Raw genomic sequence first — 19,873 nt, forward strand, 5'->3', positions numbered from 1 at the left:
AACAGTATGCTTGGTCAATCATTATGTAACCAGCCCTTTGCCACCGCCTGGTCAATATTGTGCATTACCCATTGATGAATTTCCGGGAAAGTCTCGGCGATAAATGCATGTGCCCCGCTGACCTGTGACCTTGTTACATTATTTTCCTTCCAGGGTTTGCCATCGTTGTTGATATTCAGCAAAAACGGTAGCAAACGATCTACCGTCTTGAGCAAGGCGGCTTCTTTACTGTTACCCAATTCCTGCTCTTCCCATAACTCAGTGAGATCGTTAATGGTGTTTCCTGGATGATCGTCTAATCTTTGCAGACAAGCGCGTTCGGCATGATGTGCGGCACTGCGATCTTTGGCATAAAGGAAGGTATCCCCAGCATCTATCTCTCCCAAATCATGTACCAACGCGAGTTTTAGCAAGGTCTCCATATTCAGTTCTAGCTTGAAATAATTCGCCAGCGCCCAACTCGCCATTGCCAGATGCCAGGAGTGTTCCGCTGAGTTTTCATAGCGTATACCGCCAGTAATATAACTACGACGATTGATATGCTTTAACGCATCCAATTCCAGAAAAAAGTCTGTGATATCGTTGATCGTTGTTTCTGTTTTATTCTCAGGCAACATTAGTTATCTGCTTAATTAGGTTTGGGTAATGCTTCTATAGATTGCAATACCTTGCGAGTGATTGCTTCGCGTTTGTGCAAGTCCTCAAGCCGGTTTGGCGTATCAATATTCAATGCAAAAAACACTGGTCCGGTTGGCCATTCGACCCAACCTACCCACCAGCCGATTTGTCCTTCCCAACCACTTTTGGCCCGTAGTATCCACTCTCGTCCGGCCTCAACAATCATAATATCTTTAACCAAACGCTGGTCGGCCTCTTCAAACGGCAATTGGTTTAAATAGAGTTTTTTCAGAAAGGCGATCTGTTCCTGAGCGGTAATTCGCAGATTGCCATCAATCCAATAGGTGCTGGTATCGCCGGTTGGATCGGCATTGCCATAATTGATTTTGGTCAGATATTCGCGGGCTTTCTCTTGCCCAATCTGTTTGCCAAATATTTCATACACCCAGACCGCAGAGGTTCGCATCGACGAACGCAAATCCTGATCATGATTATGGTCTGCAAAGGTGCGTTGCACGCCATCCCAAGGGAACACCTGAAATTCATCTTTCACTAGACCAGCATCAAGAGCAAACAAAGCATGCGGGATTTTAAATGTCGAAGCAGGTGGTAAACGCTGCTGAGAGCGTAATTCGTTAAACACCATCAGACTAGATTCCTGCTGGCGTTCATCCAAGACAACTATCGTGCCCTGGGCATCATATTCATCAAAAATCATCTGCCAGTCTGGCTGCTGCGTATCCACTTGAGCAAAGACATTTGCTCCAGCGAATAAACAGGAAAAAATGAAAACCAAGGCAGAAAAATTCATCTAAATACTCTCTTTGTATAAACATAAAAAAGGCGCCTAAGCGCCTTTTTGTTGAAAACATACTGTTGATTAAAACATATTTATTCGGATTATATAAAAGCAATCCTTACAAAAAAACAAGCTATAAGGTCGGTTTACTGCTGGCACCCAGTCTCGCTTCCGTTGCCTGCGTTTGCAGCTGTTCCACCCAATCCATGGATTTAAGGTTGGCTTTCACCCAGGTCGGGGCATCAATCATCGTTGCGGTGACATTATTCGCCGGTGCATCAGGCTGTAACGCCCCCATTGAATAGACCAGATAGCCAGCACAATCATCCACACTGGTCAGTTTGGTGTTTTGAAAACGATCCAGAAAATAACGTTTACCACTTGATAAAAAAATGCCCTTCATAATCTGGTCAATGTCCGGCAACATCACCAGATTGGTAGAGGAGTAACAACTCTGTTTATCTTCTGGAAACCACCAGACCAGACGACTACCGTTAATCTGCGGTTCACCATATTTATCGTTAAGGGCCGCCATATACTGGCCTACGGTTGTGGGGTTGTTACGCGTCGTAATTACTCGGGTAATGGCCACAACTCGTGATGCCTCGGGTAGCGGAGAAAAATACACAACAAAGCTATCCTGATCTCTGCCTTTTTCACCCATCACTTCTTTTCCAGCGGTCAGTTTGTGCAGAAAAGACTCTGTTTTATGGACTTCTGATCCATCTGTGTATTGAAAAAATTGATGTTGCTGCTGAATACTTTCCGGTTTCGCGCCATAATCAAGCAACGTCTTTTCTACTTCTTCAAAGGTCATGCCTATTTTCAGACCGACGATATCGAAATCATTAGCAACTACTGTCGTCATAAAACTAAAACAAAAAAAGCCGAACATTACTCTTTTGATCGGTTTCATTACTCCCCCTCCATGCAGTTCTCAGTGAATGAACAAGTTTACTTTTAAGGCATTTATCCATAAAAGACAAGCACTTAAACCGTATTAAAAGTTGCTGTTGCTTGAAGTTAAAGTAAGAAAAGTTTGAAACAAAGATAATGGCTGATGTTATGGGGTTATTCAGTGTGTCAACTGCACTCAGCCAAACCTGGGGTTCTGCATGCAACGGATTTTACATATTTCAGATTTACATTTTGGGCGATTGATCCCCGAAGTAATGACAGCGCTTAAACATAAAATAGCGGAATTGAATCCACAGCTAGTGATCATCAGCGGTGATTTGACTCAACGCGCGAAAACCAGTGAGTTCAATGATGCCGCCAAGTTTCTAGATGAACTTACCTCACCCTATTTAATTGTTCCAGGCAACCATGACCTGACCACTTTCCGTTTTGTCGAGCGTTTACTTTATCCATGGAAAAAATGGCGGCACTTTATTGCTGAAGATCTCGAACCGACTATCGAAACTGATACGCACAAAATCATCGGTATCAACACTGCCAGAAGAATTGGTTATTCATTTGATTGGTCGCGTGGTCGTATCAATGCCTTGCAAATAAATCGGATTCAAAACTTCTTTGAGTCCGCCTCTCCACAGCAACTCAAGATACTGGTGGCACATCACCCTTTCTGGTTGCCAACCGGCCATGAACATCGCGGTTTGATTGGTGGCAGTGATAAGGCCTTCCAGCAATTCCAGCAAACCGGCCCGGATATTATTCTCAGTGGTCACGTGCATCTGGATTATTGTCATGCTCATCAAGGCATTATCGTTTCACATGCTGGCACCACCACTTCTGACCGCTTACTGACCGGCTTTCCAAACAGTTTCAATATGTTGGAGGGTGGGCCAGAAAACTTGCTGATTTCCCGATATCACTGGTCAAACGGTGATTTTGCCTATCTCACTAAACAATCCTTTATCAAACAAACAGACGGCTGGTATGAACAATAATATTTCGCATATTTCCTTGCCGGTGTTTATTAACAAGCATGGAGGCAGTGCCGATAGTGTTATCGAAGCCCTGCAATCAGCTTCAAACATCACGGTTCATGCACTGGCTCCTGATGATTTGTATGGCGCTATTGAAAAAGCAGTAGATAAAGGCTTGCCACGGATTGTGGTATCAGGCGGTGATGGCACATTAGCAATGGCGGCCGGATTGTTGGCGGACAGCAATACTGAAATGGCAATCATCCCCGGTGGCACACTCAACCACTTTGCCAAGCGGTTGAATATTCCGCTCGATATTAAAGAAGCACTACAGCTGGCTCTGACAGGCCAGGCAAAACCCACGCATTTCGGCATGGTCAATGAACAGTTGTTTTTAAATACCAGTTCGGTCGGTGCCTATGTCAGCTTTGTGCAAAACCGGGAAAAACTCGAACGTAATCTGCCCTATATGCTTGCCAGTTTTATGGCTGCCATACGTCGATTGATTAATTTCCGACGGGTTAATGTGCATATCAATGGTAGCCAAATCCTGACACCACTGGTGTTTATCGGAGTAGGTGAAAGACAGTTAAAACTACCCGATCTGGGACAAAACATGATCGATGGTAAAAAAGGTCTGCATCTGATTGTGCTGCGTTGTGCTGACCGTTATACCGCGCTGAATGTCGCCATTCAGGCCATGTTTCGCGGCGTGAATCCACTGGCGAGCGAACAGCAACTGGACAATCACATTCTCGATTTAGTGGAAGTTAAAGTGCGTTCCCGTAAAAAGTGGTTAACTGTCGCTCTCGATGGTGAGCTGGTGAAATTGAAATCACCGCTGCGATATCAGTTTTATCATCACGGTCTGAATGTAGTGTCGCCCACGGAAAAGGATAGCGAATCATGAAAACCAAGAGTCGTTTTATTGAACGGTTAAGCTGGTTTCTGGATGAAAGCATTACGCTGCCTAATGGTTACAAGATAGGTTTCGATGGTTTTATTGGCCTGATTCCCGGTGTAGGTGATCTTATCGGTGGCCTGTTATCCAGTGTGATTATTTACAAAGCCCACCAACTGGGCATGCCTCGAATGATTCTGGGCCGCATGATCATTAATATGATGATTGATACGGTGGTCGGCTCTATCCCAGTTTTAGGTGATGTATTTGATTTTGTCTGGAAGGCCAACAAACGCAATACCGCCCTGTTGAACGACTATCAGCAATCACCCAAACAGACATATCGCAAATCATTGATTCAAAACATCTTGTTTATTGGTTTATTGCTGGGCATTCTTGTATCAATGATCGTGTTAATCAGTTGGATCATCGGGCTGTTGATATCAGCAGTCAGTAATTAAGCCCCGCTCGAAATTTGCTAAAAAAGTAACTGTTTTGCCGCAGCCTGATTTCATTTAATAACAACGATAAAGCGGCTGATATTCAACCAGAGAGAGAAAATATCATGACAAAATCCATTTACCATTTGCTCAAGCCTTTACTGTTTATAGTGTTAGGCATGCTGTCACTGACCGCCATCGCCAGTGAAAAAGTACTCATCGTCGTCACCAGCCATGGTTATATTGGCGAGAACGAAGCGTCCAGTAAAAAAGATACTGGTTACTTTCTGTCTGAAGTGACTCATCCCTATTACGAATTAAAAGCCGCCGGTTTTGAGATTGATATTGCCAGCCCGAAAGGCGGTTTGCCGCCAATGGATCCCGGCAGCTACAAATTATCGGATGATGACAACAAACGTTTTATGGAAACCCCGGAAGACTGGCAAAAAATGGAAAGCTCTTTACGTCTGGATGAGATTAAGTCTGAAGACTATGCTGCAATCGTGTTTGCCGGCGGCCATGGCACCATGTGGGACTTTCCGGACAATGCCGATATTCAACGTCTGACCAAAGAAATCTACGAAAATAATGGCGTCGTAGCTGCGGTTTGTCACGGCCCGGCAGCGTTGGTTAATGTCACCTTATCCAATGGTGATTATCTGGTCGCAAACCGCGAAGTCAGCACCTTTACCAATATCGAAGAGCGTATTGTCAGACTCTACAGTGATATGCCATTTTTGCTGGAAACCCGTTTGGAACAACGCGGTGCCAATATCAGCAAAGCCTGGATCCCCTTTCGCAATAAAGTCAGTGTTGATGAGCGTTTAGTTACTGGTCAAAACCCGAACTCAGCCCGCACAATGGGCAGTGAAGTCGTGCACTTACTGCAACAACGCTAAGTTTTCAAACAGCTTCAACTTAAAATGCCCGCCTCGCGGGCATTTTGCTATTGGCACTGAACTCTCAAGTCCGCAGATGGACATACAGGTGAATACTTTTGGAGAAAACGACTATGTTTCGTTTCATTTACACCTTGTTTTTCGCGGTTGCCCTTCCCGTTCTGGCTGAACAGAAAACCTACGGTCCACAGCTGGAAGGTTTTGACTATCCTTTTCCAGTAGAGATATTCCAGATCGACTCTCAAGGTCAGCAACTTGAAATGGCCTATATGGATATCCAGCCTCAAACACCCAATGGCATGACCGTCGTATTACTGCACGGTAAAAACTTCTGTGCCGCGACTTGGGAAGGCACTATCCATTTCCTGATCGACAATGGCTATCGCGTTATCGCGCCGGATCAGATCGGTTTTTGTAAATCCAGTAAACCCGAACAATATCAGTACAGTTTTCATCAACTCTCTGCCAATACCAGTGCATTGCTGAAGCAACTGGATATTGAAAACCACATCATCATGGGTCATTCCATGGGCGGTATGCTGGCCACACGTCATACGTTACTTAACCCGGATAAAGTCAAACAACTGGTGATGGTAAATCCTATCGGTCTGGAAGACTGGCTGGCTAAAGGCGTGCCCTACCGTGAAATTGATGACTGGTATCAAAGCGAATTGAAAACCAATGCTGACAGCATTCGCCAATATCAACAAAACACCTATTACGCTGGTAATTGGGAGCCGGGATATGATCGCTGGGTGGAAATGCAAGCCGGACTGTTCCAGGGTTCAGGAAAAGAAATTGTCGCCTGGAATTCGGCGCTGACTTACGACATGGTGCTGACTCAGCCAGTGTTTTATGAATTCGAGAATCTGCAAGTGCCTACTCTGCTGTTAATTGGCGAGCAAGATAATACTGCTGTCGGTAAAAATCTGGCTCCTGAAGCAAAACGTGCTCAATTGGGTAACTATTCAAAAATCAGTCGTGAAGTGGCAGAAAGAATCCCGCAAGCCACATTGGTGGCCTTTGCAGACTTGGGTCACTCGCCGCAAATTCAGGATGCCGAACGATTTCACCAAAGTTTGCTTGAACATTTACTGCCTTATTAGGGCTGTTTGACTACCAGGGAATGACATAAAAAATAAATATCGCCGATAAGTTGAGAGTAAATTTCTGCTCGTAAAATAAGCGTGTATCCTTTGTTTATCGATTACCCTCTGCAGAACAAATTTAACCATGGCTAACAGTCAACTTCCAATCAAAAAACTGCTGCTCAATTGCGATATGGGCGAAAGTCTTGGACCGTGGTCAATGGGTATGGATGAACAAGTTATGCCATTGGTGGATATGGCGAATATCGCCTGCGGTTTTCATGCTTCTGATCCAATCACCATGACACGTACGGTCTTATTGGCAAAGCATTCGAATACACAAATTGGTGCTCATCCAAGTTACCCGGATCTGATTGGTTTTGGCCGCCGCAGCATGCAATGCACACCGCTGGAAATTATCGCCATGGTGCAATATCAAATCGGAGCTTTGGATGGTATCTGCCGGGCCCATGATAGCCGTGTAAGTTATGTCAAACCGCATGGCGCGCTCTATAACGACATGATGCGTGATGCCGATATTCTAAGAGCAGTATTACAAGCGGTTGCCAGTTACGATAACAGCCTGCCATTAATGCTATTGGCTGCAACAGATAACAGTAAAACGCAGTCAATCGCTGCAGAGTTTGGTATTACATTACTGTTTGAAGCCTTTGCTGATCGCGCCTATGACGATAGCGGTTTTCTGTTGCCCCGCACCGAAAAGGGATCGGTGTATCACTCTGAACAACAAATCCTTCAACAGGCTTTATTGCTGGCCACAGAAGGCAGTGTGATAAACCAAGGTGGACATAAACTGAAGCTCGATGCCGACACTCTTTGCGTACATGGTGACAATGCAGATTCGGTACAAGCGATTCAACATATCCGCAATGCTCTCAACACACTTTACCGCTGCTTATGATGGTTCAGTGGCAAATTGAACATGCAGGCCCAGACGCGGTATTGATACGTTTTGGTGAACAGATCAACACCGATCTGGTACCGGTAATTCGCGCAGCGACGAAACGACTGCAAAATTCATTGCAGGAAGAAATTCGTGGGCTGGTGCCGAGCTATACCACTTTGATGCTCTGCTATGACCCCCGTAAAAATGACTTTCCCAGCATCCAGGAAAAAATCCAGCAGCAACTCAGCAATCTGACGATCAGCAATACGCACTTGGGTAAACTGATTGAAATTCCGGTGTGGTATCACCCCGATGTCGGACCCGATTTACAACATGTGGCCGACTTTCATCAGATCAGCATTGAAGAAGTCATTCGTCGTCATACTGAAAACACCTATCAAATCTTTGCCATCGGCTTTGCGCCGGGCTTTGCTTATATGGGTAATGTGCCTCAGCAACTTGCCACGCCTCGATTAAAAACGCCAAGACCCGATGTTGCAGCCGGTTCGGTTGCGATAGCCGATCAACAAACAGCGGTATATCCGATCAGTACGCCCGGTGGCTGGAACATTCTGGGCCGTACCACGATGAAAATGTTTGATCGGCAAAGCCCCAAACTATGTCCGGTCTTGCCGGGTGATCAGGTTAAGTTTGTCTCTGTCAGCAAGGCTGAGTTTCTGCTGGCTGGAGGTCAATTTGAATGAGCGAGCCGGGTTTAAAAGTACTTAAACCCGGCATTCTGACACTGGTGCAGGATCTGGGACGTTTTGCCTATCAACATATTGGCCTCTCCCCCGGCGGTGCTGCTGATGAACATGCGTTTTTATGGGCCAACCGCTTATTGGATAACCCACCCAATAGTCCGACACTGGAAATTTGTTTTGGCGGTCTGCAACTTGAGGCATTAACCAATACCAATATCGCCATCACCGGTGCTGATATGCAGGCCAGCCTTAATGGCAAACCTTTGGAGAACTGGCAAACCCATCCAATAAATGCCGGCGATAAACTCAGCTTTGCTCATGCAAAATCTGGCATACGCAGCTATCTGGCGATACAGGATGGTTTTCAGTTTCAACCCAGCTTCGGTTCGGTCGCTACGGTTATGCGAGAAAAAATGGGCGGCATTGATGGCTATGGCAGCCCGTTAAAAGCAGATGACTTTTTACCGTGCAGTAAAAACCAGCCCAGATTAAAGACCTATGTTCCACCGCTCTTCATCCCTGATTATCAGCAACCATTAATTCTTAGCGTAATTCCCACCGATCAAAGCGAACACTTTGACGCTGCAGAACTGGAGAAGTTATATCACTGGACCTATCGTATTTCGCCGCACAGCAATAGCATGGGGATACGACTTGAAGGCGAACCTATCAAACCCAAGGTGCCAGGCATTATTTCCGAAGGCATTGCTTACGGCACCATTCAGCTGCCACCAGATGGTCAGCCAATCATCCTGCTTAAAGATCGCCAGACCATGGGCGGCTACCCCAAATTAGGCACGCTGTTTGTGCTTGATGCCTTTTTACTGGCCCAGCAACAAGCCAATACCGAAGTAAGATTCACTCAAATTTCATTGGAAGAAGCTCAGGAACAACTACGGTATTTCTACCACTTTTTCCGGGTATAGATATTGGCGGCTTTAGCTAAAATCAATTTAGCTGACTTATTGTTTTACGACTTCCCTGTCTTAATTTTTGCTTGTGCTTGATCTGGACTGTCAGTCCGTGTCGATCACCCAATCCTGTGAGCCGGTTGGACAACAGCGCGGGTCATCTGGCTTTGGCATTGTTGAGGTCAACCTGATTGATCCTTTTTCAAAAACCACATCGCGCGGATTACTACCAAAGACATTATCGATGCTCCGATAGTAGGTCATAACGCCAGCTTCATTGCGAAATAAAGCTACATTCAGATAATCACTATTGCCACCGCTTGGATAAAGTATCCAGGCTAATGCATCATCCAATCCGTCACCGCTGAAATCACCATAGAAGGTTTCCACCGGAGAATAAACTTCCTCACCATACTGTTCGCGCGCCCATGCCAGAATCGTATCATCGGCGGCAACTGCTGATTGGTCTTTCGAGTCCTCTTCGGTTGCTGGAGAACATGCCAACAATGACGTCATTGCCAAAAACATTACGCAGAAGTAATTAAGCCTGAAGAAACTATTCATTGTTAACATGCTGACGAAAAATCTCCATCCACTTCAGGAGCTCACCTTCCATTTTTTTGTTGTATGGAAAAGCAATTCTCCATTGCGGATGCTCAATATCCCGCATCGTTACGAATAAACCCGATTCGGCCTTATTCCTCATATGAATGCCATAATTAGTACCGGCAGACCCGTTTATTATTTGTCCACCGGTTTGAACGTTATATTTCCACTCGCGTATGTCCTCAAACGGATAGGATTTTTGAACATTCTTGTTTTTCAGGTGAATGGTTTTAGTGGCAGTATCTAATGCTAATCCGGTACCGTCATATGCCGTTTTAAACTGACAGTCTTCTTTTTCCTTTAACCAAGGATCGTTCCCCGGCCGTTTATCTCGCCATAGTTTCCAGATCCCCCAGCCAATCATTAACAAACCAATCCAGCACAGCCACGGGATGAGCGTTCCGATGATACCTGCAGCGATGATCCACCATCCTTGTACTGGACTCATTCTTCTGACCTCATTTCAGGTTAAAAACGTTTGCCAAACGTTCACTTCATCAGTTATCTGCGAAATATTTTTTACTTCTAAAATGCAGCCTTGGATTTCAAATAACGAATGATTCCATGGGCCGCATAGGCTATAGCGCAAATCATTCCGGCAATAATCGACAGAGATGCGCCCAACACAAAGCTCAGCACAACAAAAGCAATAAAACCTGCGATTAACCCCAGAACTGGCATGGCCAGTAAACAAAAAATCACCGTTAAAAACAGTGATTCTGATGTCCGAACACGCCCATCAGCGAGTTTGATAGCACTTACTGTTAGCGTTGGAATGCCTATCAAACTAAATACACTTAATGAAACTGGCTCACCGGACTGCTTGGCGCTGACTAATGTGTCATCCAGATACTGAGAAAGCCGTACCTTCCTGAGATGTTCATCTCCAATATCAATGTACTCACGTTTCACATAGAGAAAATTAGAGTTGTCTCCCTCTATATTTCCACTACCTATTTCCTTTACGATTCCTGTATAAATCGGCATTCCCATCCCCCCTTCCACAAATAATTTTTATGGCCAAGAACTATCAAAACACAACTAATCAGGCTATCAAATAACGGACTTTCTGCTTTCCAAACAATAACTTTGTTGAAATTATCTGACTTATATATTCAATTGAATAAATCATGCAAATTTAATTTTTCAGGACCAACATTTGCCTGACGAAAACTTAGATTAGCAACACGGAGTTACCCCGATGACAGGGGCAGTTATAAATGGTATTTGGGATTTCTAAAGAGAAAAAGGGAACAGATTTATTGAAAATCTGTTCCCCCTTTTTGATTCGCTTCGCTCAGATAAAGTGAGAAGAGGCTCAGGCAAAACTGCGTTATTTTTATCGTTTTTTTTACCTATATATCGCCCCATTAAGCCGCTTGTTATGTCACTTTCCCCATGATAATGTGTGTATATATATTTAATTTATACACATAGGTGAGTTATGAGAACTAACATTGTTATAGACGACAAATTGATGGCTGATGCGCTCAAAGCATCGGGATGCGCCACTAAAAAAGAAGTTGTAGAACAAGGCCTTAAACTACTTCTTCGGCGAAGCCAGCAGCAGGATATTCGTAAGCTGCGCGGCCGAGTTAAGTGGGAAGGTGATCTGGACGAAATGCGGGGAGGCAAATGATACTGGTCGACACCAGTGTTTGGATTGATTACTTCAATGGTGTCCAGAGCCAACACACCGATACACTAGATGCAGGAATTGTCGAAGGCACTGTTGCCATGGGTGATTTGATTTTCCTGGAAATTCTGCAGGGCATCCGTAATGACCGTGATTATCGTTTAACCAAACAAACACTGCTTACGTTGGACCGACTTGAAATGTTTGGCGAAGGCATGCCCGAAAAATGTGCTGAAAATTATCGTGCACTCCGCAAAAAAGGAATCACCATCCGTAAGACAACGGATGTCATTATCGCCTCTTTCTGCATCGAACAAAGAATGCCGTTACTGTTCCTTGATCGAGACTTCATTCCATTCGTCGCTCATCTTGGTTTGGTCTCGGTGTTGCCATAAGCGCAATAGACTCGGCCTTTTCTGTACTTAACAGCCCCGAAACAGCCATGCATGAATTAACTTGGTATAGCGCGGCATCACCACATAAACCATCAGCAGCACCGCAATACCGGTGATCAACAGCGAATCCAGGTAATGATTGTCAGGCAGTCCCAACTTGTGAAGTGGCGGTAGCAGAAATGGCAATAACAACACCAGCGGATAGATAGCTGACCAGGTGACCAAAGCCTGTTTCCAGCGAACCGGAGTTTTGGTATTCGCCTGTTCCGGGGTAAACCAGAAATCCAGACCGCTGTTGATATAAAAATCGTCCCCTTTCACCAGCAATGGCGAAACTTGGGCTATTAATTCACTGCGTTTGGCAGACTCCATCCAGCCACGTAAATGTGACTGCGTATCAAAGCGAATAATAATCGTATAAGTTTCAGTCAAGCCCGCAATAGGCCGGATAACATTCAAATCCAAATGCCCCGGCGAACTTTTGCAATGGGGGGCGATTTCATTTAACCATGCTTCGTACTCGGCGTGTTTGTCTTTATCAACCTGATGGTTAATAACCGCCGTTGCGCCATTGCTTAACGGATCTAAACGATTTTGTTGCATGACTCATTTCCTAAAATTCAAATTAACCTTTGCTCACAAAATATCAACTCGTGAGTTTTTTATAAAACTTATCGCAGATATCAGGCTAAATTTCATTTGCTATTAACGGCTAAATCCGCCGATATGCTTACCTCAGCTGCAGTTGTTAGATGCGACTAATGACTAAAAGGAAACCCAGAATGAAACTGAAAACACTGAGTCGAGAATTTTACACTGATGAGTATGTTTTTTATTTTCAGTTTAATCATAAATCCATAATGATTTAGGGCCAGTGTAAATATATACACTGGCCCTAAATATTCAGCTGATGTTGGCCAAATCCTAAGCCATAAATAACCTAGGGATTAGCCCAACACTGGATCAATTACTAACCCAAAAGACGTGCCCGGCCAGCCCACAGACCAAAAAGCCCGAAAGCAAAAAGAGGCAGTGCTGCTGGTAAAGGTACTGCACTTGGATTCATAAACTGACTTGCCAGCGCTTGTGTGGAGAAAGTGCCGTCATTGCCGAAAGTCCAGGAAGAGAAGTTGGTGAATTTTCCTGAGAACAGCTCGTTATTCGCGATTCCAAAAGACATGTATATCAGAGCGTCGGTGATATCAAATGACAAAATATTGGACAGAGAAAAGTCATTAAAGAAAACGCTATTCTCACCCAGGCCACCGTCAAAAATGCCGGTGCTCAGCAGACCAGAGGTCGAGGTCAGTCCATCGATGATTAGCATGTCATCGCCGCTGCCAAAAATAACATTACCGATAATCTCGCTGTTGCCTGTTAATAACAGGCTGCTGTTACCCTGATTAGGAGCAAGCTCGATGGCATTTCCTCCCCGACCAACTAACGTGCCGCTGTTCTCAATGGTGATCTCGGCAGTGCTGGCATCATCCGCGCCAATGGCACGAACACCTTCGATATAGCCTTCGTTGATGATGGTCAGTGGACCTGCGTCACGCACCTCACCCAGTGTGGGTTCGAACAGTGGATCGATGTCGATACCACTGCCGCCATTCATTGAATCACTAGCAGTTCCAGTGGAGATAATCACGCCAGTAGCATGGTTGTGTACCAGCCCTTCGTCGATGTCGATCCCGTCATCGGTGCCTAGGATCACACCGTAGTTATGTGCCTCTCCGCTGGCGAACTGCACACCGTCTTCATCATCAGTGGCACCGGTATTGGTCCAGGTTTGTGTGTCCGCATCCCATGAAAGTCCGTTCAGGGCAATGGTGCCGTAATTTTCGAGATAGAAATCTTCACGTGCTTCAATCACTTCCTCGCCACCGCGCAGGGTGCCGTAGTTAATCACGGTTGTGTTCGGTCCACGACTCTGAATGGCGCGACCATTAGCGCTTTCGATCAGACCGTAATTGGTAATATGAGCATTTTCCAGTGCAAAATCGTTATCCAATCTCACAGCTTGATTTTCGGCGGAGATTATTCCGCTTTCCCGGTTGATCAGGGTGAAATTGTCAGCATTGTCTTGAAGACGGATACCACGATCAGCACCACGAATGGTGCCTGAGTTGTCAATCGAAAGGTTATTGCCTGTGGCCCGAATCGCGTCACTATTACCACTTTCGAGCAGACCTTGGTTATTGACCGACTGATCCGAACCACCCAATTGAACCGGGCGTCCACTCGCGCGAACGATCTGTGCATCATTCTCGACAGTCACTGCAAGATTATTTTGGTTGCTATTGATATTGCCGCTGTCTACCGCGGTGCATAACAGGGTTGGTGAATCAATAGAGCCGCCAGGAACACAACTTGCCGCCATTGCTGGCACGTTGTACAAAGCCGCCAGTATAGAAACGAAAACTAATTTATGCGTATTTTTCACGTAACCTCCAAGTCAGATTGATTATCAAGATCGGACCTGAAGATAGTGATTTATTGTGACAACTCGATGAATTTTGAAATTAATGTGAACTGTGGCGCATTAACAAAAATGGAAAAGTGATAGCCGAGAAACCTTCCCTTTTATTTCATAAATTTACTTATTCCGTACATTCCGAACTAAATAAGAATTGCCGGGACCACGTTTTAGTTCAAATAAATCAATTGCTTTAAACAGGCTGCTGAGATTTTTAAAGCCATAATTTCGGGTATCAAATGAGGTCTTATTAGAGATATTTGATCCAACAGGCCCAAGCATAGCCCAGCCGTCTTCGTCTTCCGTTGCCTCGATGGCTTGACGCAGCAAATGTATCAATTTGGTATCAGATTTTATGTTCTTGGGTTTAACCGCTGTTTTGGTGACTTCTTTTTCTTGATCCAGAAAAAGAAACTTAGAACACGCGTTAACAAATGCCGACGGTGTTTTTCTTTCGCCGAACCCCAACACAACCTTACCTTCGGCTAATGCTCTGGTCACCATCGGCGTAAAATCACAATCCGATGACACAAAACACATCACATCAATCTGCTTGGTATACATCACATCCATCGCATCAATAACCAACGCGATATCCGACGCATTTTTCCCCTTGGTTAAATCATATTGCTGAATGGGTTGAATGGCATATTCATGCAACAGATCTTCCCAGGCCTTTAGCGTAGGCGACTTCCAATTGCCATAGGCTTTACGAATGGTCACTACACCATAGTTTGCGACCTCGCTCAGCACATCTTCAAACTTGCTCGCGGGCGCATTATCAGCATCAATAAATAATGCTATTTTCTGTTTTAGTTCATCCATTTCAGTGCCTCAATGCAGTATAGATTTGTAGAAGGTGAGCGGTCTTATTGATACTAGTTTTTTATGACGACTTTATCACTGATCGCCTGATAAATTTCATTTAGCTCTGACACTCTAGATCTCCAAGCGATTTATCAAAAGCAGTTGTATCCGTCATTGCCTCCTGCTCTGCCTGATCCAGTATTACGGGTCCGCTACCCGATGCGGCCAGTGTGTCATCAGGGTTATAGAGTGGGCAATTGGTCATGCTCAGACAGCCGCAACCAATACAACCAGCCAAGTTATTCCGCAATGTTTGCAGATACGCAATCCGGCCATCCAGCATGCGTTGCCAGTTTTTTGAAAGCTGTTGCCAGTCCTCGACTGTTGGTGTGCGTTTATTCGGTAATGACAAGAATGCCTGTCTAATTTCTTCCAGGCTAACACCGACTTTCTGTGCAGCTTTTATTACCGAGATCCGCCTTAGCACTTCGGGTTTATAGCGACGCTGATTGCCATCATTACGCCAGCTTTGGATAAGCCCTTGTTGCTCATAGAAATGCAAGGTACTGATTTTTACTCCGCAACGTTTTGCTACCGCGCCGACACTCCAGTTCGCCTCTGACATCACTTGCTCCTGAATTTTTCGCTTAATTTGAAAAAAAAGCTTTACCTCAACCTTAGTTGAGGTTTTAACCTGTCGACTCGATTATTGCAAGGAGACGTTTTATGTACTTGGAGCATGTAAATCTGGTGGTCACTGATATCAATGCCATGTTGAAGTTTTACCGCGCGGCATTTCCACACTGGTATGTACGTGATGAAGGTTTTAGTGATTGGTATGGAAAGCCCTACAAATGGCTGCACTTTGGTGACGATGAACACTATATTGCCTTGTGCGATAACGGCGAAGGCGTCAACCGTGATCTGATGGGCCATAGTGTGGGACTGGCGCATTTTGCTTATGTCACCAAAGACCTTGCGGCTGTGATTGACCGATTAACTAACGCTGGCTATGCCATATCTAATCCAGGCGTCACCGAACCATTTCGCAAGAATGTCTACTTCATCGACCCCGCAGGCTTTGAAGTGGAGTTTGTTGAGTATCAGTGGAGTTTGTTATGTATCTGAATGATATCCAGGTCGAGCAGAATTTAAACCGCAAAGCACAGCAACAACAGGAGGTAGTGTGATGAAAATCGCCGTAGTATTTCATTCAGCTTCGGGCACTACAAAGCAACTTGCCCAAGCCGTTGCTGCAGGTGCGGCAACGCTAACTGATGTCGAGGTTATTCAGGCAGAGATTGTTGGTACAGACATTGTCGAAGGACGTTTTCGCAACAGCTATCTACTCCAGCAATTAGAAAGCGCAGATGCATTAGTTTTTGGCTCACCGACTTATATGGGCTGCGTATCCTCGCAGTTTAAAGCCTTCACTGATGCAACTGGTGAGCTGTGGGCCGAGAAACGATGGGCTGACAAGTTTGCTGCTGGTTTTACCATTGGGGCAAGTTTGAGCGGTGATCAGTTGAGTACGATTCAGTACATGCAAGTATTCGCCAGTCAGCATGGAATGCTATGGGTAAGCTTGGATATTCCTGGTAACTTCGATGCAGAACAACGTAATCGCCTCGGAGCGCAATCAGGCTTAATTGCCCACTCTATGGATGGCAACGTCCATGAAACAGATTTGATCACAGCTCACTATCTTGGACAAAGGGTCGCCAGCCTTACGAGACGATTTACAGCAAATCAATAACAGCGTTTAAGTCTTGGGTTTCAATACCGTTTGGCAAATGCATTTCTAATTCGGAGAGCAAGTTGGTTGACCACTTGATCCTTCTTTTCTGTTTTGATTCATTCATTTTAATTCCTTAAGCCGATATTGATTTGTGAATGATGAGCTATCTTATTGATACTAATTTTTTACGACTTTATAATTGGTAGTCGTATAAAATTGATTTAGCTCAATATCTTTCAAAACACAAGCTACTATTTATCTATTTGAGTAATTTGTTAGCGCTTGTTGTTTAACCAGTTAAAGCTATCTTCTATTGCAGTTGCCAGTTTAGTGACTCCTTCAACAACATCTTCAAATCCCTTAAGGTTTTCTTTATTAATTTTCCCTAACTGCTCCTTAATTATTGGGTAATTTGTTGTAGTACTACCCTTTTCTAGGTGTTCATCAACTTTTATTTTAAGCTTAGACATAACAAAATCTAATTCTTTTTTCTGTAAAACCTCAATATTATATAAATCTAGTCCAAAAGTTATTGAAGTTTCATCAAATTCTCTCCCTTTTGATTCTTCAAAAGTTTGTTTTAATAATTTTGTTATTTTTGATTTTAGATTTCCAATAGCCAGTGAATGCGTAACAAAAACAAAACCATTTATAGCTCTTACTCGTTCTTTAAAATCCATAGCTTCTATGCTTGAAATAAAACGCTCTAATTGTCTGTTACCTTTAAAAATATCGCTAGCACCATCTGTATTGTCACTTATAAGGTATAAAAGATTAGAGAAAAGTCTTCCTCGCTCTTGTAGTGGAATATTTTCATTAAGGTTGATTTTTTCAACTTGTTTATCAAATAATAGCTTTAAATCATCTAGAGAAAAAGAACACCCATATCTATTAACTTGAAATACTAAAAAACGATTAATAGCCTCTGATAGAAGAAACCATTTAGTAGTATCAAGAGCGTCAGTTGATCGCCTAATTATTTCTTTTATTGTAAACTCGGAATGCTTTGCATACGACAGTAATATAAGCGCGTTAGACCAAACTCTAATGCAATATTCTATTAAGTATGGTGGGTTTTTAGAAGATATTGTTTTAATTAAATTATCTAACACTAGAAAAATATACTTAATGGTATCTTCTGTTATTTCGAGTGACTTACCTTCATTTAACCTGTCCGACAAAAACTTAACAAGGTCTTTTTCTTTGAATGAGACTATTGCAATATAAGAAAGAAGAACATCAAGTTCAACTTTATTTTCTAGGCACTGCCTTTTTATAATTGCTTCAAAAGCAATTTTACAAATATTCTTGTAGTCATCGGAATATATCGTAGTTATTCTATTCTTTGTTATAAAAATGACTATACAGTAGGCTTGGTTATACATAGATGCCTGCTTGCTACTAAACACCATAGCACCGTTATTTATATTATCAATTTCCTCATCTATTTCTCGGCTCAGGTTTGCTATGCTTCTAAAACGCTCTAATAAAAATGAATTATTAGAGTCTAACCCATGAAATAGTGGTTTTTGTCTAGCTACAATACTTTTTGGAAACTTTTCAATCATTTCCGAAATATTATCATTCCTTAACAACTGCTCTTCCATAGATGTTTGAAAAAAATAACTACTTATTTCCCATGGCATTTCGCCAAAACATAATTGCTTTTTATTAAATGATGAAACCAAAGATTTAATAAATAATGACTTTGAAAAGTACATATTAGCAACGTGCGTAAATGCTTCTCTAGCTAGATGTAATCTTTTTAAATAGTAATTATCATATGCATATTGAAAATACTTATCATGATTGTGACTTAAATTAAGACTAACTGCTGAGACACGTTCAGAAATATTATTAAAATCAAATGATGTATATTCGTCAACCAGATAAAATTTAAATGTGTTTTTTATTCTGTAGTATTTATCGTGGGAAACTGAAAACCTAACTTCTTCAACAGGAATGTGTGGCAATATTTTAATGAGTTTAGCTCGTATTTTTCTAACTTCATTTCGGCTGCATAATTTTTCTTGATCACTTAGATTGTAGTTAATTACATTATTAATGGAATCATAATATATTTTATTAATCTCAGTTATGTTGAATCTGTTTTTTAATAACTGCACAAATATTGAAGGGTATATTGTTTCCCAACTTGAAATATCAACAGCAATTTCAGCTAAAATATCAAGCACCTCTGTAGATTCGGGGCAAATTATTTTCTCTATTATTCTGGCTACCCGGTTACTTTTAGATGATAATTCTGGATGCTCTTGGTTATCTTTTAAACTTTCTTCACATAATAAGGGATAAACCCCTTTTTCCCTCAAATAATTAGACTCTGATAATGTTATTTTACTTTCAGTTAAAATTGTAAAAGCTGGTGGAGCATCTTCTGTCCTATTTCTTATCCAACTTAATATTTGATTCAAATTATAATCACTTATACTGTAACCAATAAAAATTACAATATGAGTAGAAAAAAGGCTTTTTATGAAATTTTCAATTAAAGGAAATTTATCGGTGTAAGCAAGGTAATCAGATTCTTTGAACACGATATTTCGATGAGCCAAGTCACCATGCATTTTAACCAATAATTGTGAACTTGGTGACGAAGCAAGCTCATGGTCGCTTGCTACCGTAAAATATAAGTCTCCATTATTACTTATCGACTTCTCGAGTAAATCATCCCAATTTGTCGTTATTATGTGCTGCGGTTTTAGCGAGAGCAGTAATTTGTGAAGTGAATTTGGCTGGCTTCCAGTTGGAAAAAAATCCTTGATCTTACTGTAATATGTATTTCTTCCATACTGAAGGTAGTAATGTTCTGCAATTTTTAAATAGTCATCTGTTCTGGGAAGTTCTAAAGCATTCTTCATTAAACTTATGAGTTCTCCCCATGATGGTAGGTTCGAGTCAAAAGAAACAGCAGAACCAACAAATAAAGCCAACTTGTTATTCTCTATAGCCTTTCTAATGATTCTAAAGTGCTCTTTATTTGTCACATCCATTTAAGTACCTAAAATTAGAGTTTACTTCAGTAAACATGCTTAAAGCCA

24 protein-coding genes are annotated in these 19,873 nt (G+C 42.8%); 12 read left to right on the forward strand and 12 right to left on the reverse strand.

Annotation, left to right across the window (positions count from 1 at the left end):
• Positions 1-14 precede the first annotated feature (14 nt).
• The 3 genes from Q7V21_RS05905 to Q7V21_RS05915 all read right to left on the reverse strand — a co-directional run bounded on the left by Q7V21_RS05905 (position 15) and on the right by Q7V21_RS05915 (position 2,333).
• Positions 15-617, reverse strand: coding sequence for an HD family hydrolase (locus Q7V21_RS05905; RefSeq protein WP_304916386.1), 603 nt, complete (start codon positions 615-617; stop codon positions 15-17).
• A gap of 11 nt (positions 618-628) precedes the next feature.
• Positions 629-1,429, reverse strand: a complete 801-nt coding sequence (gene blaOXA, locus Q7V21_RS05910) for a class D beta-lactamase (RefSeq protein ID WP_304916387.1) — start codon at positions 1,427-1,429, stop codon at positions 629-631.
• Positions 1,430-1,550: 121 nt separating this feature from the next.
• Positions 1,551-2,333, reverse strand: coding sequence for a hypothetical protein (locus tag Q7V21_RS05915; protein ID WP_304916388.1), 783 nt, complete (start codon positions 2,331-2,333; stop codon positions 1,551-1,553).
• Between the two features lie 199 nt (positions 2,334-2,532).
• Between Q7V21_RS05915 and Q7V21_RS05920 the strand changes: the two genes are divergently transcribed.
• The 8 genes from Q7V21_RS05920 (at position 2,533) to Q7V21_RS05955 (ending at position 9,171) form a co-directional block, all read left to right on the forward strand.
• The gene (locus Q7V21_RS05920) at positions 2,533-3,327 is read left to right on the forward strand and encodes a metallophosphoesterase (protein WP_304916389.1); all 795 of its coding nucleotides are present in this window, start codon (positions 2,533-2,535) and stop codon (positions 3,325-3,327) included.
• Positions 3,317-4,216, forward strand: coding sequence for a diacylglycerol kinase family protein (locus Q7V21_RS05925; RefSeq protein WP_304916390.1), 900 nt, complete (start codon positions 3,317-3,319; stop codon positions 4,214-4,216). Before Q7V21_RS05920 ends, Q7V21_RS05925 begins: the two co-directional genes overlap by 11 nt.
• Positions 4,213-4,668, forward strand: a complete 456-nt coding sequence (locus tag Q7V21_RS05930) for a DUF4112 domain-containing protein (protein ID WP_304916391.1) — start codon at positions 4,213-4,215, stop codon at positions 4,666-4,668. The genes Q7V21_RS05925 and Q7V21_RS05930 overlap by 4 nt, the downstream gene beginning before the upstream one ends.
• Positions 4,669-4,772: 104 nt before the next feature.
• Entirely contained in the window at positions 4,773-5,546 is a 774-nt protein-coding gene (locus Q7V21_RS05935; protein WP_304916392.1) for a type 1 glutamine amidotransferase domain-containing protein, read from the forward strand.
• A 113-nt stretch (positions 5,547-5,659) separates the two neighbouring features.
• A complete protein-coding gene (locus Q7V21_RS05940; RefSeq protein ID WP_304916393.1) occupies positions 5,660-6,652 on the forward strand; it encodes an alpha/beta fold hydrolase in 993 nt (330 codons plus the stop codon).
• Positions 6,653-6,779: 127 nt separating this feature from the next.
• Entirely contained in the window at positions 6,780-7,556 is a 777-nt protein-coding gene (locus tag Q7V21_RS05945; RefSeq protein WP_304916394.1) for a 5-oxoprolinase subunit PxpA, read from the forward strand.
• Positions 7,553-8,245: a 5-oxoprolinase subunit PxpB gene (gene pxpB, locus Q7V21_RS05950; protein WP_304916395.1), complete on the forward strand. Its 693-nt coding sequence runs from the start codon at positions 7,553-7,555 to the stop codon at positions 8,243-8,245. The genes Q7V21_RS05945 and pxpB overlap by 4 nt, the downstream gene beginning before the upstream one ends.
• Positions 8,242-9,171 (forward strand): biotin-dependent carboxyltransferase family protein, encoded by a 930-nt coding sequence (locus Q7V21_RS05955; protein ID WP_304916396.1) that lies wholly within the window; start codon positions 8,242-8,244, stop codon positions 9,169-9,171. Before pxpB ends, Q7V21_RS05955 begins: the two co-directional genes overlap by 4 nt.
• A 90-nt stretch (positions 9,172-9,261) precedes the next feature.
• Here Q7V21_RS05955 and Q7V21_RS05960 read toward each other — a convergent pair whose 3' ends face one another.
• From Q7V21_RS05960 to Q7V21_RS05970, 3 genes are all read right to left on the reverse strand, one after another.
• Positions 9,262-9,720, reverse strand: coding sequence for a hypothetical protein (locus tag Q7V21_RS05960; RefSeq protein WP_304916397.1), 459 nt, complete (start codon positions 9,718-9,720; stop codon positions 9,262-9,264).
• Positions 9,713-10,210: a DUF4755 domain-containing protein gene (locus Q7V21_RS05965; protein ID WP_304916398.1), complete on the reverse strand. Its 498-nt coding sequence runs from the start codon at positions 10,208-10,210 to the stop codon at positions 9,713-9,715. The genes Q7V21_RS05960 and Q7V21_RS05965 overlap by 8 nt, the downstream gene beginning before the upstream one ends.
• A gap of 77 nt (positions 10,211-10,287) precedes the next feature.
• A complete protein-coding gene (locus tag Q7V21_RS05970; protein ID WP_304916399.1) occupies positions 10,288-10,755 on the reverse strand; it encodes a hypothetical protein in 468 nt (155 codons plus the stop codon).
• 451 nt (positions 10,756-11,206) lie between these two features.
• On the opposite strand from Q7V21_RS05970, the gene Q7V21_RS05975 reads away from it, so the two are divergent.
• A complete protein-coding gene (locus Q7V21_RS05975; RefSeq protein WP_304916400.1) occupies positions 11,207-11,401 on the forward strand; it encodes a type II toxin-antitoxin system VapB family antitoxin in 195 nt (64 codons plus the stop codon).
• Positions 11,398-11,793, forward strand: a complete 396-nt coding sequence (locus tag Q7V21_RS05980) for a PIN domain nuclease (protein ID WP_304916401.1) — start codon at positions 11,398-11,400, stop codon at positions 11,791-11,793. The genes Q7V21_RS05975 and Q7V21_RS05980 overlap by 4 nt, the downstream gene beginning before the upstream one ends.
• 27 nt (positions 11,794-11,820) lie before the next feature.
• Here the strand turns inward: Q7V21_RS05980 and Q7V21_RS05985 are convergent, their stop codons facing one another.
• The 4 genes from Q7V21_RS05985 to soxR form a co-directional block, all read right to left on the reverse strand.
• A complete protein-coding gene (locus Q7V21_RS05985; RefSeq protein WP_304916402.1) occupies positions 11,821-12,396 on the reverse strand; it encodes an antibiotic biosynthesis monooxygenase in 576 nt (191 codons plus the stop codon).
• Positions 12,397-12,763: 367 nt separating this feature from the next.
• Positions 12,764-14,236 (reverse strand): hypothetical protein, encoded by a 1,473-nt coding sequence (locus tag Q7V21_RS05990; protein ID WP_304916403.1) that lies wholly within the window; start codon positions 14,234-14,236, stop codon positions 12,764-12,766.
• Between the two features lie 153 nt (positions 14,237-14,389).
• A complete protein-coding gene (locus Q7V21_RS05995) occupies positions 14,390-15,094 on the reverse strand; it encodes an NYN domain-containing protein (protein WP_304916404.1) in 705 nt (234 codons plus the stop codon).
• Positions 15,095-15,194: 100 nt separating this feature from the next.
• Positions 15,195-15,701, reverse strand: a complete 507-nt coding sequence (gene soxR, locus Q7V21_RS06000; protein WP_304916405.1) for a redox-sensitive transcriptional activator SoxR — start codon at positions 15,699-15,701, stop codon at positions 15,195-15,197.
• Between the two features lie 101 nt (positions 15,702-15,802).
• Here soxR and Q7V21_RS06005 point away from each other — a divergent pair, with 101 nt between their 5' ends.
• Both Q7V21_RS06005 and Q7V21_RS06010 read left to right on the forward strand, forming a co-directional pair.
• Positions 15,803-16,204: a VOC family protein gene (locus Q7V21_RS06005; protein WP_304916406.1), complete on the forward strand. Its 402-nt coding sequence runs from the start codon at positions 15,803-15,805 to the stop codon at positions 16,202-16,204.
• 61 nt (positions 16,205-16,265) lie between these two features.
• On the forward strand, positions 16,266-16,832 hold the full coding sequence (locus Q7V21_RS06010; RefSeq protein WP_304916407.1) for a flavodoxin family protein: 567 nt from the start codon (positions 16,266-16,268) through the stop codon (positions 16,830-16,832).
• On the opposite strand, the gene Q7V21_RS06015 is transcribed toward Q7V21_RS06010, so the two are convergent.
• Positions 16,816-16,938: a hypothetical protein gene (locus Q7V21_RS06015; RefSeq protein ID WP_304916408.1), complete on the reverse strand. Its 123-nt coding sequence runs from the start codon at positions 16,936-16,938 to the stop codon at positions 16,816-16,818. The two genes, Q7V21_RS06010 and Q7V21_RS06015, sit on opposite strands and share 17 nt — an antisense overlap.
• 151 nt (positions 16,939-17,089) lie before the next feature.
• On the reverse strand, positions 17,090-19,825 hold the full coding sequence (locus Q7V21_RS06020) for an SIR2 family protein (RefSeq protein ID WP_304916409.1): 2,736 nt from the start codon (positions 19,823-19,825) through the stop codon (positions 17,090-17,092).
• Positions 19,826-19,873: the final 48 nt, after the last annotated feature.

The organism is Methylophaga sp., from assembly GCF_030651745.1.